Origin of the sequence: Acetobacter sp. AC2005, assembly GCF_037901235.1 — a bacterium.
Lineage (GTDB): Bacteria > Pseudomonadota > Alphaproteobacteria > Acetobacterales > Acetobacteraceae > Acetobacter > Acetobacter oryzoeni.
Map to the genome: position 1 here is coordinate 548,748 of NZ_CP149625.1, position 13,042 is coordinate 561,789.

Here is a 13,042-nt window from a genome sequence, read left to right on the forward strand (position 1 = left end):
CGCATAAAAAAAGGATCGGCTCTGGCCGATCCTTTTTCTCTGTCTGGCAAAGCTGAATGACCCTTGCGCCGCTGCTATTACTGCAAGCTGGCGGGGATCATATCATTCTGCACAATAGCGCCCCATGCGGTTTCAAGATCTTCCACTACCGCCAGCAAAGACCCGTCCGCCGCGTAAATGGCGCAACCAATTTCATCATCTTCCATCAGCGCCGGGCGCGTATAGGCAACCTCCCGCAGCCCAAGGGAGCGGAACTGGCTTTCTGAAAGCTGGCGAACATTTGCTGGGCGTTCAGCCGCATGCGGCATAACGGGGGCGCTACCGTTGTAGATGGAACTTTTCATGGCGTCCTCCTTATTGGGTCAGCTTTCATCCACGTCCATCACTGGGCGCAGCATGCGCGATGAGCGGGCTTTCAGCACGCTGCCATTACCGGCAGCAGGCGCGCGGCCATTTTTTTGCCCACCCTGCACAATTTCAATGCGTTTGACACGCACCTCCGGCTGGGGGCGGAACAGGTCTATATGCAACAGACCGTTATCCAGCCACGCCCCGCCAATTTCTATCCCTTCCGCCAGCACAAAGGCTTTCTGAAACTGGCGGGAGGCAATGCCCCGGTGCAGAAAAACGCGTTCTTCTCCGTCTTCCATCTGCCGGCCACGAATAACAAGCTGATTATCTTCCTGCGTAATCTGCAAGTCATCCATTTTAAAGCCTGCTACGGCCAAAGTGATCCGCAGGCCGTTGGGGGCAATCTGCTCAATGTTATAGGGCGGATATCCATCGCCCGATCCCTTGCTGGCGCGTTCGAGCATCTGCTCAAGATGATCAAACCCTAAAAACATGGGTGAGCCAAACAGTCTTCCAGACATCCAAGCCTCCTCCTTCCTTGAGCGAGACAGAAAAATCAGATCCGTTACGGCATCTGATCTTATCACGATATGGGATAGGCCCGCTGACACGCAACCCCGCCCCCATGCCTGTATTCGGCCATATGGGGGTATTGGACAACACACTGTGGCGCACAGGCAACAGGTTTTAAGGCCAGAGGCAGATTTTCCCTGTGTTTTTCTCTGGCATCAGGCGCGGCGGAACGCTACATCCCGCAGTATGACACACGCAGCCAATACAGACATCTCTTTTTCTGCTGCATCGGATGGCGCAGCACCCCTTCAGATCCTTACGCCGCCGCACCCCGTGCTGCGCCAGAAGGCGCGGCTGGTGAAGCCGGAGGACGTGGCAGACATTCGCAAGATTCTGCCCAACATGTTCTCGGCCATGTATCAGGCCCCCGGCATTGGGCTTGCAGCACCGCAGGTGGGCCTGAGCCAGCGCTTTATTCTGGTTGATCTGGGAGAAAAAGACGCGCGGGACCCGATTGTCATGATCAACCCCGAAGTGATTGCCGAAACCGAAGACATGGCCGTGCGGGAAGAAGGCTGCCTCTCCCTGCCCAACCAGTATGCAGAAGTGGTGCGCCCGGAAAAGATTCGCGTGCGCTGGAACAACGTGAATGGTGATGTGGTGGAGCGCGAAGCCGAAGGCCTGCTGGCCACCTGCATCCAGCATGAAATAGACCATCTGGAAGGCGTGCTGTTTGTAGATCACCTTTCCGCCCTGCGCCGCAACATGATCCTGCGCCGGCTGGCCAAGGAACTGAAGCGTAAATAAGCCTGAGGGGCCGCCAACCATGCGTCTTGTCTTTATGGGCACGCCGGACTTTTCCGTTCCGGCGCTGCGTGCGCTCCATGCTGCGGGGCACGAAATTGTGGCTGTGTACTGTCAGCCCCCGCGCCCCGCAGGACGCGGCAAAAAGCTTCAGGCTTCCCCCGTGCAACAGGCGGCGGAAGAACTGGGGCTGCTGGTGCGCCATCCGCTCTCGCTCCGTAAAAATGAGCTCGAATGGGCAGATTTTGCAGCACTACAGGCAGATGCCGCCATTGTGGCCGCCTATGGGCTTATTTTGCCCCAACCCATGCTGGATGCCCCACGCCTTGGCTGCCTGAACATTCATGCCAGCCTGCTGCCACGCTGGCGCGGTGCCTCCCCCATCCAGAGCGCCATTCTGGCCGGAGATACGCAAAGCGGCGTGACCATCATGCAGATGGAAGCCGGGCTGGATACAGGCCCCATGCTGCTGCGTGAAGCCGTGCCCATTACCGCCAGCACAACGGCCACCAGCCTGCATGATGCCCTTAGCGCATTGGGGGCAGATATGGCGTTGCGTGTGCTGGCCGATATGCCCACACCCACTCCGCAGCCGGAAGAAGGCGTTACCTACGCCCCGCGTCTCACGCGTGAAGATGGGCGCATAGACTGGGCCAAAACCGCCACGGAAATAGACCGCCAGATTCGCGCGCTCACCCCATGGCCCGGCACCTTTACCACCCTGCCCGATGGCACGGTGCTGAAAATTGGCGCAGCCACCCCGCTGCCCGATGCCAAACACACCGCCCAACCCGGCACAGTGCTGGATGATGCCCTCACCATTGCCTGTGGCAGCGGTGCTGTGCGCCTCACCCGCCTGCAAAAACCGGGGCGCGGCATGATGGATGCCGATGCCTTTTTGCGTGGCCAGCCATTGGCCGCTGGCACGCTTTTAGGGGCCAAGCAGCAAAACCCCGCATGATGGAAGAAGAACTCGCCCCCGTTCAGCGTTGGGCCGTGAAACTGGAATACGATGGCACCGGCCTTGTGGGCTGGCAGCGCCAGAAATCCGGTGTTTCCGTTCAGTCTTTGCTGGAAGAGGCTGCTGCACGGCTGGCCAACAACCGCCCCGTAAGCAGCATTACCGCCGGGCGCACGGATTCCGGCGTGCATGCGCTGGCACAGGTAGCGCATCTGGATTTTCCTGCTGATGTGCGTTTCTCGCGCCATTCTGTGCGGGAGGGACTGAGCTATCACCTCAAACCCCACAACGTGGTGGTGCTGGATGCCGCGCAGGTTGATACAGACTGGAGCGCACGTTTTTCTGCCATATGGCGCTCATACCAGTATCGTATTCTCAACCGTCGCTCGCGCCCCACCTTGCTGGCTGGGCAGGTGTGGCACGTTAAAAGCACGCTGGATGTGGAAAAAATGCAGGAAGCGGCCAATATTCTGGTGGGCTCGCATGATTTCACATCTTTCCGTGCCGTGGCCTGCCAGGCCCACAGCCCTCTGCGCACGCTGGATCAGCTGGAAGTTTCCCGCCACGGGGATGAGGTAATTGTTTTTGCCAAGGCCCGTTCCTTTTTGCACCATCAGGTGCGGAACATGGTGGGCACGCTTAAACTTGTGGGAATTGGGGCGTGGCAGCCAGAACGCGTTGCAGATGCGCTGGAAGCCCGCAACCGCTGCGCCGCAGGCCCTACCGCCCCGCCAGAGGGGCTTTACCTAAACGGCGTGGGGTATGATCCAGACCCGTTTGACTAAAACGGGTCTGGCACAAAACTTTCTTTAGGAATTGTTCATCACAATCATGGGCTGAAGCAGATCAGTCAGCACCTTGTAATGGGGCGGCAGCAGTGCGGCCAAACCATACAGCGCCAGTGTGGCCAGCAGCACAGAGGCATACAGCACAAAGGCACGCCCACCGCTAATGTTTAAGCCCACACGGGCCACAAACCATTGCAGCCAGAGTTCATATATGGCAGCCGTCATTACCAACGCGGCCATAAAGCCCGGCTGTTGTGCAATGGCGGGAAACAGCAGAGCCGCCATGAGCGTGGCCGCCAGAGAAATCAGCACTACCACCCAGTTGCACCATGTGGCGGCCGTAATGTAGCGCAGCCACAGCACGCCACGCCCCCATCGCTGGGCGTAAAAATGAGAGACAACGGCAGGCAGCAAGGTGACACACAAGGAAAGCAGAACCTTGATAAGCGCCATGATCTTGTCGGTCTGGAGGAAAACCTGCATCAGCCCGACCACCAAAAACGCCAACTGCGGCGCAAGTGCTGCGCCAAAGGCATCCAGCGTGCTATCAAAACACGCCATGCCATCTCGGCGCCCACTGGCCAGCAGCAACATGCCCTGCAATGTACGCCGGATTACACCGGGCTTGCTGGTATCGGGAATCATGCCTGCGCTCCTTCCAGAAAAGTCTGATAGATCCGTGTCAGCATTTCCAGATCCGCAACATCCGTGTGTTCATCAACTTTATGAATACTCGCGCCCACCAGCCCGAATTCAGAAACCGCACAATACCGGCTGATAAAGCGCGCATCCGATGTGCCGCCCCCGGTATCCAACTTAGGCGTGCGGCCCGTAACCTGCTTGATAGCCTCTACAAGGGCCGTGGTTTCCTGCGTGGGGGACGTAAGGAAAGATTCGCCACTTATCTTGATTTCCACGCGTGAACGCGGGGCATGCTGGCGGCAAATGGTTTCTACCCACCCCTTTAGCGCGGCCCCTGTGTGCAGATCATTAAACCGAATGTTCAGCCGCGCTTCGGCCCGTGCGGGAATGACGTTTGTAGCCCCATTGCCCACATCCACACTGGTAACCTGAAGGCTGGAGGGTTCAAAATACTCGGTGCCGTTATCCAGCGGTGTGGCGCGCAAAGCCTCCAGCACCGCCAGCAGGCGATGCACCGGGTTATCTGCCCGGTGGGGATAGGCCACATGGCCCTGCGTACCTTCCACCACAATATGCGCGTTTAAGCTGCCACGGCGGCCAACCTTCACCATCTCGCCCAACACCTTGGGGTTGGTGGGTTCACCTACCAGACAGTAATCCGGGATCTGATTGTGCTGCGCCATCCATTCCAGCACCTTTACCGTGCCGTAGGTGGCGGGGCCTTCTTCATCCCCGGTGATCAGAAAACTGATGGAGCCTTTGCCCGGCCCAGCCGCCACATGCCGCGCTACGGCAGACACAAAAGCCGCAATGCCGCCCTTCATGTCACACGCGCCACGGCCATACAGCACGCCATCTACAATATCCGCCGCATATGGGGGGTGAGACCAATCGGCCTCGTTCCCCGGCGGCACCACATCGGTATGGCCCGCGTAGCAGATATGGGGGCCGCCCGTGCCCAGGCGGGCAAAGAAATTGGGCGTGCGCTCCGCGCCTTCACCAAAGGGAAGATGCGTCACCTCAAACCCCAGGCGCTCCAGCATGGCTGCAAGCAGATGCTGTGATGCGCCGGGATCTGGCGAGACAGAAGGCAGACGGATAAGCGCCTGCGCCACTCCAACCGGATCTGTCAGTGCCAGATTGGCCGGAATATTCACCTGCGCTGCGTCCGCCATGCTTTTCTGCCTCTTTTTTTCGCTTTTAGTCTGCCTGATCAGTCACGCAGCAGATCGTTAATGGAGGTTTTGGAACGTGTGCGTTCGTCCACCCGCTTCACAATCACGGCGCAAGCCAGAGCAGGATTGGGGCGACCATCCGGGCCAACCGGCTTGGAAGACGGCATGGTGCCCGGCACAACAACGGAATAAGCCGGAACGCGGCCCATGTAGATTTCACCCGTTGCACGGTCCACAATCTTGGTGGAAGCGCCAAGGAACACACCCATGGACAGCACGGAGCCACGCTCCACAATCACGCCTTCTGCCACTTCGGAACGTGCGCCAATGAAGCAGTTATCTTCAATAATCACCGGGGCAGCCTGCAGCGGTTCCAGAACGCCACCAATACCTGCGCCACCGCTGATATGGCAGTTCTTGCCAATCTGGGCACAGCTACCAACAGTGGCCCATGTGTCCACCATGGTGCCGCTATCTACGCGGGCGCCCACGTTTACAAAGCTGGGCATCAGCACAGCACCGGGGGCAATAAAGGCAGAGCGACGCACAACAGCGCCCGGCACCACGCGGAAGCCAGCCTTATCAAAACGGGCCTGATCCCAGCCAGCAAACTTCAGCGGCACTTTATCATAAGCCGGGGCACCAGCTGCGCCACCGGGAATGGCCACGCTATCATTCAGACGGAAGGAAAGCAGAACAGCTTTTTTCAGCCATTCATTCACCTGCCAGCCATCTTCCTTGGGTTCGGCCACACGCAGCGCGCCAGAATCAAGAGCTTCCAGAGCCGTTTCAATGGCTTTGCGGTCTTCCCCCGTTGTAGCGGAGGAAATCTGGTCCCGCTTTTCCCACAGGGCTTCAATATGCGCGCGCAAGGTTTCGTTGGTCATAACACACCGTCAGACAGGATGGACAAACACCGGGCCTGCACCACAGCCCCGGCAGAAAAATACAGAGCGACCATGCGGACACACACGCGGCGTGTCAACGCATGGCACCCCGGAAAATGGCTGGCAACCGCGGCGTTATTCCGCCCGGATCATGGTGCCGGAGCCAGATGCCGTAAACAGTTCCAGCAAGCAGGCATGAGGCATACGGCCATCAATAATCACGGCTGCACGCGCACCAGCCTGCACGGCCTGAATGCAGGTTTCCACTTTGGGGATCATACCGCCGGTAATCACACCATCCTCAATAGCCTGCATGGCCTGCGCGGCTGTGAGTTCAGGTATCAGCTTACCATCGGCATCCAGCACGCCGGGCACGTCTGTCAGCATTAGCAGGCGCGTGGCATGCACTGCACCAGCTACAGCACCGGCAGCCGTATCGGCATTGATGTTATAGGTGGCGCCATCTTCCCCAAAACCTACCGGCGCAATAACCGGAATAAGGCCGGAACCGGAGAGTGCATAAATCACGCGCGGGTCCACCTTTACGGGTTCGCCCACAAAGCCCAGATCCAGCACGCGTTCAATCTGGCTTTCCGTATCCCGCACGGTGCGTTGCAGCTTGCGGGCGGTAATCATTTTACCGTCCTTGCCGGAAATACCAACAGCCAGCGCGCCTTCACGGCTGATAAGCTCCGCCACTTCCTTGTTCACGGAACCAGCCAGAACCATCTCGATAACATCCACCATATTGGCGTCTGTTACGCGCAGGCCATCTATAAAGGTGGAGGGAATTTCCAGCCGCTTGAGCATCCGGTTAATCTGCGGGCCGCCGCCATGCACCACCACCGGATTGATGCCCACCAGCTTAAGCAGCGCAATATCCCGCCCAAAGGTTTTGGCCAGATCTGCATTGCCCATGGCGTGGCCACCATACTTGACCACAATGGTATCCCCCGCATAGCGGCGCAGATACGGCAGGGCTCCGGCCAGAATGGCGGCTTCCTGCGCCGCATCATGATGGGAATGGGAAGAAGGAACCCGTGGTTCTGTCATGCTCTGCACTTCCTGCTTGTCATCAATCAGATCATGGCGCCTTGGGCAGGGCAAATTCTGCCAGTTCCGCCCGCAAGCCCTCAATACCTTCACCTGTCTGGCTGCTTGTTAAGGACAGGTAGGGAAAAGCCGCGGGGTGGCGGCGAATTTCCGCTTCAACTTCTGCCTGCTTGCGTGCCAGCGGGCCGGGTTTAACGCTATCGCACTTGGTCAGCACCACCTGAAAGCTGACGGCTGCCTTATCCAGCAGGTCCATCACTTCCAGATCATGCGCCTTCATTTCCACCCGCGCATCCAGCAGCAGCACAACACGCTGCAAACTTGGCCGACCGCGCAGGTAATCAAACATCATATCCTGCCAATCTTCCTTTACGGATTTGGCAGCCTTTGCGTAGCCATAACCCGGCATATCCACCAGCATCAGCCGGTCTGCCAGATTGAAGAAGTTGAGCTGCTTGGTGCGCCCCGGCTCGGAAGAGGCCCGCGCCAGCGTTTTGCGGCCCGTAAGCGCGTTCACCAAGCTGGACTTGCCCACATTGGAGCGCCCGGCAAACGCAATTTCCGGCAGGGTTTGCGGCGGCAGTTGCCCCAGCTTTTGTGCGCCAAACACAAATTCGCATGAACCCGCAAAAAGCCGCCGCCCCTCTTCCAGGGCGGCGGCAATACGGGCTTCATCCTTTAGTTCTCGGAAAGAGGATGCGGCATCATCTGTCATTTGGGCTTAACCAGTTGGGGTTTGGCATCTGCCGCTTTCAGACGGGAGATGATGATAACCTGCTGCACAGCCGTAAGGATGTTGCTCCAGCAGTAATAAATCACCAGCCCGACCGGCTGCCGCGCCATGAAGAACGTGAACAGCAGCGGAATGAACATCATCACCTTCTGCTGTGATGGGTCCATGTTGGCAGAGCTGGAGCTAACCTTCTGCATCAGGAACAGCGTGGCACCATACATGATCGGCCAAGCGCCCAGCGCCAGAAACGGCGTGATGTGCGTGGGATCAAACGGCACAAGGCCAAACAGATTGAACAGGTTGGTGGGGTCTGGTGCAGAAAGATCCTTCACCCAGCCCACAAACGGTGCGTGCCGCATTTCGATGGTGACATACAGATCCTTATACAAGCACCAGAACACAGGCGCCTGAATAAGCAGCGGCAGAAAGCCCCCGAACAGATTGACGTTTTCCTGCCGATACAGCGCCATAATCTGCTGCTGCATGGCCATCGGGTCATCCTTCAGGCGAGAGCGGATCAGGTCCACCTGCGGCTTCAGGCGCGCTGTTTTCCATGTCATGCGCATCTGCTTGATGGTGAGCGGCAGGAAGGCCACCTTCACAATCACGGTAAACGTTAGCAGGGCCAGACCAAAGCTGCCCAGATGTTCGTTCAGCCAGTCCAGCACAAAGAACACGGGACGGGTGAGGAAGGAAAGCCAGCCAAAGTCCACTGCTTTCCAGAACATGGGCACGTGCAGGTCTTTTTCATACTGCTCAAGCAGCCGCACTTCCTTGGCACCCGCAAACACGTGGGCCTCGGTAGAGGCTGTCTGCCCCGCAGCCACCTGCACAGGTGCCGTAGCCGTAAAGCCAACCTGATACGTGCCTTGCGCCGCCTGAAAACCATAGGTACCAATTACGTTGGCGTTCTGGTCTGGCAGCACGGCCATCAGCCAGTATTTGTCTGTAATGCCAGCCCAACCGCCGGTGCCCTGATGGCTCCATGCAATGTTGTCTGGCGGCACGCCACCGGTGCGCACCGTTTTGTAGGAACCTTCGTTCAGGCGGCCATCAATCACCGAGATCGGGCCTTCATGCACCAGCATGCCGCCGGTTTCTTCCGGCGTGTAGCCACGGTTTACCCGGTAGAAAGGATACAGCACCACAGCCTGCCCGGTGCTGTTGTGCACCTGCTGGCTGATGGTGAACATGTAGTTCTGATCCACCGACAGGCGGATATCAAAGGTCAGCCCCTGCCCGTTATCCCAAGAAAGGGTAAGCGGGTGTTCGGCATCCATCTGGTTGCCAGAGGCTTTCCACAATGTGTTGGCATCTGGCAGACGCACAGAAACATCGGACGGCGCACGCCAGCCGAAATCTACATAATCTGCATGGGTGGAAGCAGAGTTGAGAACACGCACATCCGGGCTATCTGGCTTTACGGTTTCCCGATAATGCTTGAGCACCAGATCATCCAGCCGTGCGCCACGCAGGTTAAGCGTGCCCTGCACGGCGGGGGCGTTAATGGCCACACGGGCTTCCGGGCCATCCTTTATGGGGGCTGCGGCTTCTGCCTGCGCGCTTTCAGCCGGAGCAGCCGCACCAGAAGAAGCCGGTGCCGGAGGCGCTACCGCATGCACACCCGGCTGCGGCGGTGGCACGGGCTGATGCTGCGGGAAAAGATAGTCATACCCGATAAGTACCAGAGCTGACAGCGCTGTTGCCAGTATCAGACGTTTTGAATCCATAAGCTCCGGCCTTGCGGCCCCCTGCACATACAAATTGGAAAACTTAACACCCGTAAAAAACCCGGAGTCTTAAACGGCATACAGGTTCCAGCGCAGGACGCACACGAATGCAAGGCAGGATATCAGGAATCCCGCTGGCACAACGCTAATGCTTTACGGAAATCAGCCACCAGCGCCACAAATGGGCGATTTATGGTGGCGCTACGGCCTATAAGAACAAGGTCCAGACCGTTTAGCGGCGTATCGGCTTCTACAATACGCACAACTTCGCGCAACCTGCGGCGCACGCGGTTACGCACCACGGAGTTGCCGACCTTTTTGGTAACCGTAAAGCCCACACGCGCGACATCCGTATCCGGACGCCGGAAAAGCTGCAAAACAAGCCCCGGCACAGGCGCTTTACGCCCGCGAGAAGCCAGAAAGAGGAATTGCTTCCTCTTTTTAAGCCGCAGAGATCTTGCAGATTCCGCCGCTGGCTGCTCCTGCGCTGCAGGCCCGTCCATCAAGCCGGACTGCCGGGCAGTTCTTACGCGGAAAGGCGCTTACGGCCTTTGGAACGACGGTTGCCAATGATCTTGCGGCCACCAACGGTTGCCATACGCGCGCGGAACCCGTGACGACGCTTGCGAACCAGCCGGGACGGTTGATAAGTGCGCTTCATGGCGGCACTCCCTTACTATTTGAATACGGTTATCCGGTGGCCTGTTAAAGACCACGCCTCTTGAAGCTGCGGCTTATAGAGTTCAGATAAGGAACCGTCAATCTATACCGTAGAGTCGTGAATGCAGCCTTGCGGCAGAATCCCCCGCAAGATGGAGAAAAACATGAACAACATGCCCTTTCCTATCCGTGCCGCAGCCGTTATTTTCTGCCTGCCTGTAGCGGGTGCTGTGCTGGCCGGAGTGCTGGGGCTCTCTTTCCCCGCAGCATTAGGGCCCATTATGTGCGCCGCAGCTTTGGGCGCATGGCTGGGCATCAAGCTTCAGCCTCATCATACAGCTACGCCTGCTCCGGTAGCAGCACCTCAGGCGCCTGCCCCCACAGCGGATTCCAAACTGCGGCATGATATTCGGGGCATTGTCTCCCCCGCCATGCTGGCAGCAGAGCAACTTGATACGTCTGCCGACCCAGCGGTGCAGAAGGCCGCCAAAACCATTAATGATTCGCTAGACCGCCTGACGGCACGCCTCAAGCAGCGCCCGCAAAGCTGAACAGCCTTTATTCAGCGCGTTCGATCAACTCGACCTTATAGCCATCAGGGTCTTCAACAAAGGCAATCACGGTGGTGCCAAATTTTACTGGCCCGGCTTCCCGCGTTACCTTGCCACCACCGGCCCGCACGCGCGCAACCATTTCCGCCACATTGGGCACACCTACGGCAAAATGGCCAAACCCGGTGCCCAGCTCATAGCCGTCATCTTCGCCCCAGTTGTAGGTCAGCTCAATTTCAGCCTGCCCGGCGGCGTTATCTGCATAGCCAATAAACACCAGCGTATAACGCCCTTCCGGCACCTCGCGCCGGCGGAGTTCGTGCATGCCCAGCAGCTTATAAAACGCCAGACTTTTTTCCAGATTGCGAACCCGCACCATGGTGTGCAGAAAACTAGCCATCTGTTTGCTCCCTATTTTGAAGTATCAGGCAGGCTGTGTGCTTGTTCCTGCACTTTCAACAGGATCAAAAGCCAGAAGAAACAAGCCTAGCCGGTCTGCTTCCTCTATACAGCGCTGCCTGTCTGTCAGCAGCGTGTGGGCGGCCTCAAACGCAATGCCGCGCAGGCCTGCTGCATGAGCATTCTGCACCGTTACAGGCCCTATTGTGGGCATGTCTGCCCGTTTTTCCTGCCCCGGCTTGAGCATTTTTACCAGAACGCCGCCTTCACCCGGCTGCCTGCATTCTCCTGCGCGGGCCAGCATGCGGTCTGTGCCTTCCATGGCTTCCACCGTCAGCACCACGCCATTTTGCACCACGCAGCCCTGCCCTATGTCCAGCCGCCCCAGCGCCTGCACCACGGTTATGCCACGCTGAATATCGGCCTGTGCCTGCGCATCTGGCTGCACGCGCCCCAGCACGCCCGGTTGCGCTACAGCCTGCGTGAGAAATTCATGCGCCCCACGAATGTGAAACCCTTCCTCACCCAAAAGACGCACAAGGGCACCCAGCAGGCCATCATCCCCTGCAAACAGAGCACGCCCTAAACGCGCCATAATGCGCGCACCCTCGGCATCTGGCCGCAAATTGCGCAAGGAAGGCCGGCGGATTGGCCCGATAAGAACCAGATCCGAACAGTTGTGTTGCTTCAAAAGGGAGAGCATGCGTCCGGCTGCACCCAGCCGAACAAATTCGTGCGGCCAAGGGCCTATCACATCGGGTTCGGCAAAACCTTCAAACCCGAGAATAAATACGGGGCGCCCTGCTGCGACGGCCGCTTCTGCCACTCTGCCCGGCAGAGGGCCGCCGCCTGCAAGAATACCAACAGCAGAAGGAGTGCTCACGCGCCCTCGGTTTCTGCGCGCTCCAGATCCTGCCGTGCGGGGCGCACAAGGCCTCGCCGGCTTGGAGCATCTATAAAGTCCAGAATTTCACGCACACGTGGATTATCACCAAACTCTGTACGCACCCGCTCCAGACGCACAGAGAACGGATCTTCCGCACAACCATTTTTGGGGTACAGCGTAAGGAATGCCTTGCGCATGCGGTGGATTTCATCAGACTGCACGCCATTGCGGCGCAGCCAGATCCAATGCAGGCCAATCAGCCGCGCACGGTTGCCCAGCACACTGCCGTAAGGAATAACATCGGCTTCCACCCCAGCCACACCGCCTACAAGGGCAGCATGCCCGATGCGGACAAACTGATGGATGGCGGCAGAACCCATAATACGGGCATCGTCCTCAATGGTGACATGCCCACCCATCACCACGTTATTCACGATAATAACGCGGTCACCCAGCACGCAATCATGCGCCACGTGGGCGTTGGCCATGATCAGCACATTCTGGCCAACCTTGGTTAAGCCAGAGCCCGTGGCTGTGCCACGATGGATGGTAACGTGTTCACGCACCACCGTGCCAGCCCCGATCTCGCACCGGGTTGGCTCACCTTTATATTTTAGATCCTGCGGGGCCATGCCCACGGTGCAAAACGGAAAATAGCGTGAACCCGCCCCCAGACGCGTGTGGCCATCGACCACCACATGAGAGATCAGCTCAACCCCGTCTTCAATCGTGACATCTGGCCCGACAGAACACCAAGGGCCGATAACCACCCCCTGCCCAAGCCGCGCACCGGGAGCAACAAGAGCCGTTGGGTGGACAACGGTTGATCTGGCTTCCTCTGCAGCGTGCACCAATTCAGTTCCTTATTTCCGTTCACCGTTGGCCGGGCAGATCTGCCCTAACCTTACC

The 13,042-nt window shown here is 58.3% G+C and carries 17 protein-coding genes; 4 read left to right on the plus strand and 13 right to left on the minus strand.

Translation table 11 applies throughout. The features are described 5' to 3' along the window. Positions 1-77: 77 nt before the first annotated feature. Both QQM41_RS02555 and QQM41_RS02560 read right to left on the minus strand, forming a co-directional pair. Positions 78-344 carry a hypothetical protein gene (locus QQM41_RS02555; protein WP_003622604.1) on the minus strand — a complete coding sequence of 89 codons (267 nt, stop codon included), beginning with the start codon at positions 342-344 and terminating at the stop codon, positions 78-80. Positions 345-362: 18 nt separating this feature from the next. Continuing rightward, entirely contained in the window at positions 363-872 is a 510-nt protein-coding gene (locus QQM41_RS02560; protein ID WP_035362006.1) for an Hsp20 family protein, read from the minus strand. A gap of 238 nt (positions 873-1,110) precedes the next feature. Between QQM41_RS02560 and def the strand changes: the two genes are divergently transcribed. Genes def through truA form a run of 3 tightly spaced genes read left to right on the plus strand, consistent with a single transcriptional unit; the run spans position 1,111 to position 3,414 of the window. Next, entirely contained in the window at positions 1,111-1,671 is a 561-nt protein-coding gene (gene def / locus QQM41_RS02565) for a peptide deformylase (RefSeq protein ID WP_042788625.1), read from the plus strand. A 19-nt stretch (positions 1,672-1,690) separates the two neighbouring features. Continuing rightward, positions 1,691-2,629: a methionyl-tRNA formyltransferase gene (gene fmt, locus QQM41_RS02570; protein WP_339077619.1), complete on the plus strand. Its 939-nt coding sequence runs from the start codon at positions 1,691-1,693 to the stop codon at positions 2,627-2,629. After that, positions 2,626-3,414 carry a tRNA pseudouridine(38-40) synthase TruA gene (gene truA, locus QQM41_RS02575; RefSeq protein WP_050819404.1) on the plus strand — a complete coding sequence of 263 codons (789 nt, stop codon included), beginning with the start codon at positions 2,626-2,628 and terminating at the stop codon, positions 3,412-3,414. The genes fmt and truA overlap by 4 nt, the downstream gene beginning before the upstream one ends. 24 nt (positions 3,415-3,438) lie before the next feature. Here truA and QQM41_RS02580 read toward each other — a convergent pair whose 3' ends face one another. The 8 genes from QQM41_RS02580 to rpmH form a co-directional block, all read right to left on the minus strand. After that, on the minus strand, positions 3,439-4,062 hold the full coding sequence (locus QQM41_RS02580; RefSeq protein ID WP_339077620.1) for a hypothetical protein: 624 nt from the start codon (positions 4,060-4,062) through the stop codon (positions 3,439-3,441). Continuing rightward, positions 4,059-5,234 (minus strand): succinyl-diaminopimelate desuccinylase, encoded by a 1,176-nt coding sequence (gene dapE, locus QQM41_RS02585; protein WP_339077621.1) that lies wholly within the window; start codon positions 5,232-5,234, stop codon positions 4,059-4,061. The genes QQM41_RS02580 and dapE overlap by 4 nt, the downstream gene beginning before the upstream one ends. A gap of 38 nt (positions 5,235-5,272) precedes the next feature. Then, on the minus strand, positions 5,273-6,121 hold the full coding sequence (gene dapD / locus QQM41_RS02590; RefSeq protein ID WP_003622584.1) for a 2,3,4,5-tetrahydropyridine-2,6-dicarboxylate N-succinyltransferase: 849 nt from the start codon (positions 6,119-6,121) through the stop codon (positions 5,273-5,275). 135 nt (positions 6,122-6,256) lie between these two features. Further along, complete coding sequence (gene argB, locus QQM41_RS02595) at positions 6,257-7,174, minus strand: acetylglutamate kinase (RefSeq protein WP_339077622.1); 918 nt, start codon at positions 7,172-7,174, stop codon at positions 6,257-6,259. A gap of 31 nt (positions 7,175-7,205) precedes the next feature. Next, positions 7,206-7,889 (minus strand): ribosome biogenesis GTP-binding protein YihA/YsxC, encoded by a 684-nt coding sequence (gene yihA, locus QQM41_RS02600; RefSeq protein WP_003622581.1) that lies wholly within the window; start codon positions 7,887-7,889, stop codon positions 7,206-7,208. Continuing rightward, positions 7,886-9,637: a membrane protein insertase YidC gene (yidC, locus tag QQM41_RS02605; protein WP_339077623.1), complete on the minus strand. Its 1,752-nt coding sequence runs from the start codon at positions 9,635-9,637 to the stop codon at positions 7,886-7,888. The genes yihA and yidC overlap by 4 nt, the downstream gene beginning before the upstream one ends. Positions 9,638-9,759: 122 nt before the next feature. Next, a complete protein-coding gene (gene rnpA, locus QQM41_RS02610) occupies positions 9,760-10,140 on the minus strand; it encodes a ribonuclease P protein component (RefSeq protein ID WP_050793129.1) in 381 nt (126 codons plus the stop codon). 23 nt (positions 10,141-10,163) lie between these two features. After that, complete coding sequence (gene rpmH / locus QQM41_RS02615) at positions 10,164-10,298, minus strand: 50S ribosomal protein L34 (protein WP_003622574.1); 135 nt, start codon at positions 10,296-10,298, stop codon at positions 10,164-10,166. 121 nt (positions 10,299-10,419) lie between these two features. Between rpmH and QQM41_RS02620 the strand changes: the two genes are divergently transcribed. Then, positions 10,420-10,848: a hypothetical protein gene (locus QQM41_RS02620; protein WP_339077625.1), complete on the plus strand. Its 429-nt coding sequence runs from the start codon at positions 10,420-10,422 to the stop codon at positions 10,846-10,848. Between the two features lie 7 nt (positions 10,849-10,855). On the opposite strand, the gene gloA is transcribed toward QQM41_RS02620, so the two are convergent. Genes gloA through lpxA form a run of 3 tightly spaced genes read right to left on the minus strand, consistent with a single transcriptional unit; the run spans position 10,856 to position 12,984 of the window. Continuing rightward, a complete protein-coding gene (gene gloA, locus QQM41_RS02625; protein ID WP_003622570.1) occupies positions 10,856-11,248 on the minus strand; it encodes a lactoylglutathione lyase in 393 nt (130 codons plus the stop codon). Between the two features lie 24 nt (positions 11,249-11,272). Then, positions 11,273-12,130 carry a UDP-2,3-diacylglucosamine diphosphatase LpxI domain-containing protein gene (locus QQM41_RS02630; RefSeq protein WP_339077626.1) on the minus strand — a complete coding sequence of 286 codons (858 nt, stop codon included), beginning with the start codon at positions 12,128-12,130 and terminating at the stop codon, positions 11,273-11,275. Next, positions 12,127-12,984, minus strand: a complete 858-nt coding sequence (gene lpxA, locus QQM41_RS02635; protein ID WP_050820354.1) for an acyl-ACP--UDP-N-acetylglucosamine O-acyltransferase — start codon at positions 12,982-12,984, stop codon at positions 12,127-12,129. The genes QQM41_RS02630 and lpxA overlap by 4 nt, the downstream gene beginning before the upstream one ends. Between the last annotated feature and the right edge of the window lie 58 nt (positions 12,985-13,042).

Coding starts and splice junctions, on each gene's coding strand:
- truA (WP_050819404.1), top strand. CDS start 2,626: ATGATGGAAGAAGAACTCGCCCCCGTTCAGCGTTGGGCCGTGAAACTG.
- QQM41_RS02560 (WP_035362006.1), bottom strand. CDS start 872: ATGTCTGGAAGACTGTTTGGCTCACCCATGTTTTTAGGGTTTGATCAT.
- QQM41_RS02620 (WP_339077625.1), top strand. CDS start 10,420: ATGCAGCCTTGCGGCAGAATCCCCCGCAAGATGGAGAAAAACATGAAC.
- dapD (WP_003622584.1), bottom strand. CDS start 6,121: ATGACCAACGAAACCTTGCGCGCGCATATTGAAGCCCTGTGGGAAAAG.
- yihA (WP_003622581.1), bottom strand. CDS start 7,889: ATGACAGATGATGCCGCATCCTCTTTCCGAGAACTAAAGGATGAAGCC.
- dapE (WP_339077621.1), bottom strand. CDS start 5,234: ATGGCGGACGCAGCGCAGGTGAATATTCCGGCCAATCTGGCACTGACA.
- yidC (WP_339077623.1), bottom strand. CDS start 9,637: ATGGATTCAAAACGTCTGATACTGGCAACAGCGCTGTCAGCTCTGGTA.
- rnpA (WP_050793129.1), bottom strand. CDS start 10,140: ATGGACGGGCCTGCAGCGCAGGAGCAGCCAGCGGCGGAATCTGCAAGA.
- QQM41_RS02580 (WP_339077620.1), bottom strand. CDS start 4,062: ATGATTCCCGATACCAGCAAGCCCGGTGTAATCCGGCGTACATTGCAG.
- def (WP_042788625.1), top strand. CDS start 1,111: ATGACACACGCAGCCAATACAGACATCTCTTTTTCTGCTGCATCGGAT.
- rpmH (WP_003622574.1), bottom strand. CDS start 10,298: ATGAAGCGCACTTATCAACCGTCCCGGCTGGTTCGCAAGCGTCGTCAC.
- fmt (WP_339077619.1), top strand. CDS start 1,691: ATGCGTCTTGTCTTTATGGGCACGCCGGACTTTTCCGTTCCGGCGCTG.
- gloA (WP_003622570.1), bottom strand. CDS start 11,248: ATGGCTAGTTTTCTGCACACCATGGTGCGGGTTCGCAATCTGGAAAAA.
- argB (WP_339077622.1), bottom strand. CDS start 7,174: ATGACAGAACCACGGGTTCCTTCTTCCCATTCCCATCATGATGCGGCG.
- QQM41_RS02555 (WP_003622604.1), bottom strand. CDS start 344: ATGAAAAGTTCCATCTACAACGGTAGCGCCCCCGTTATGCCGCATGCG.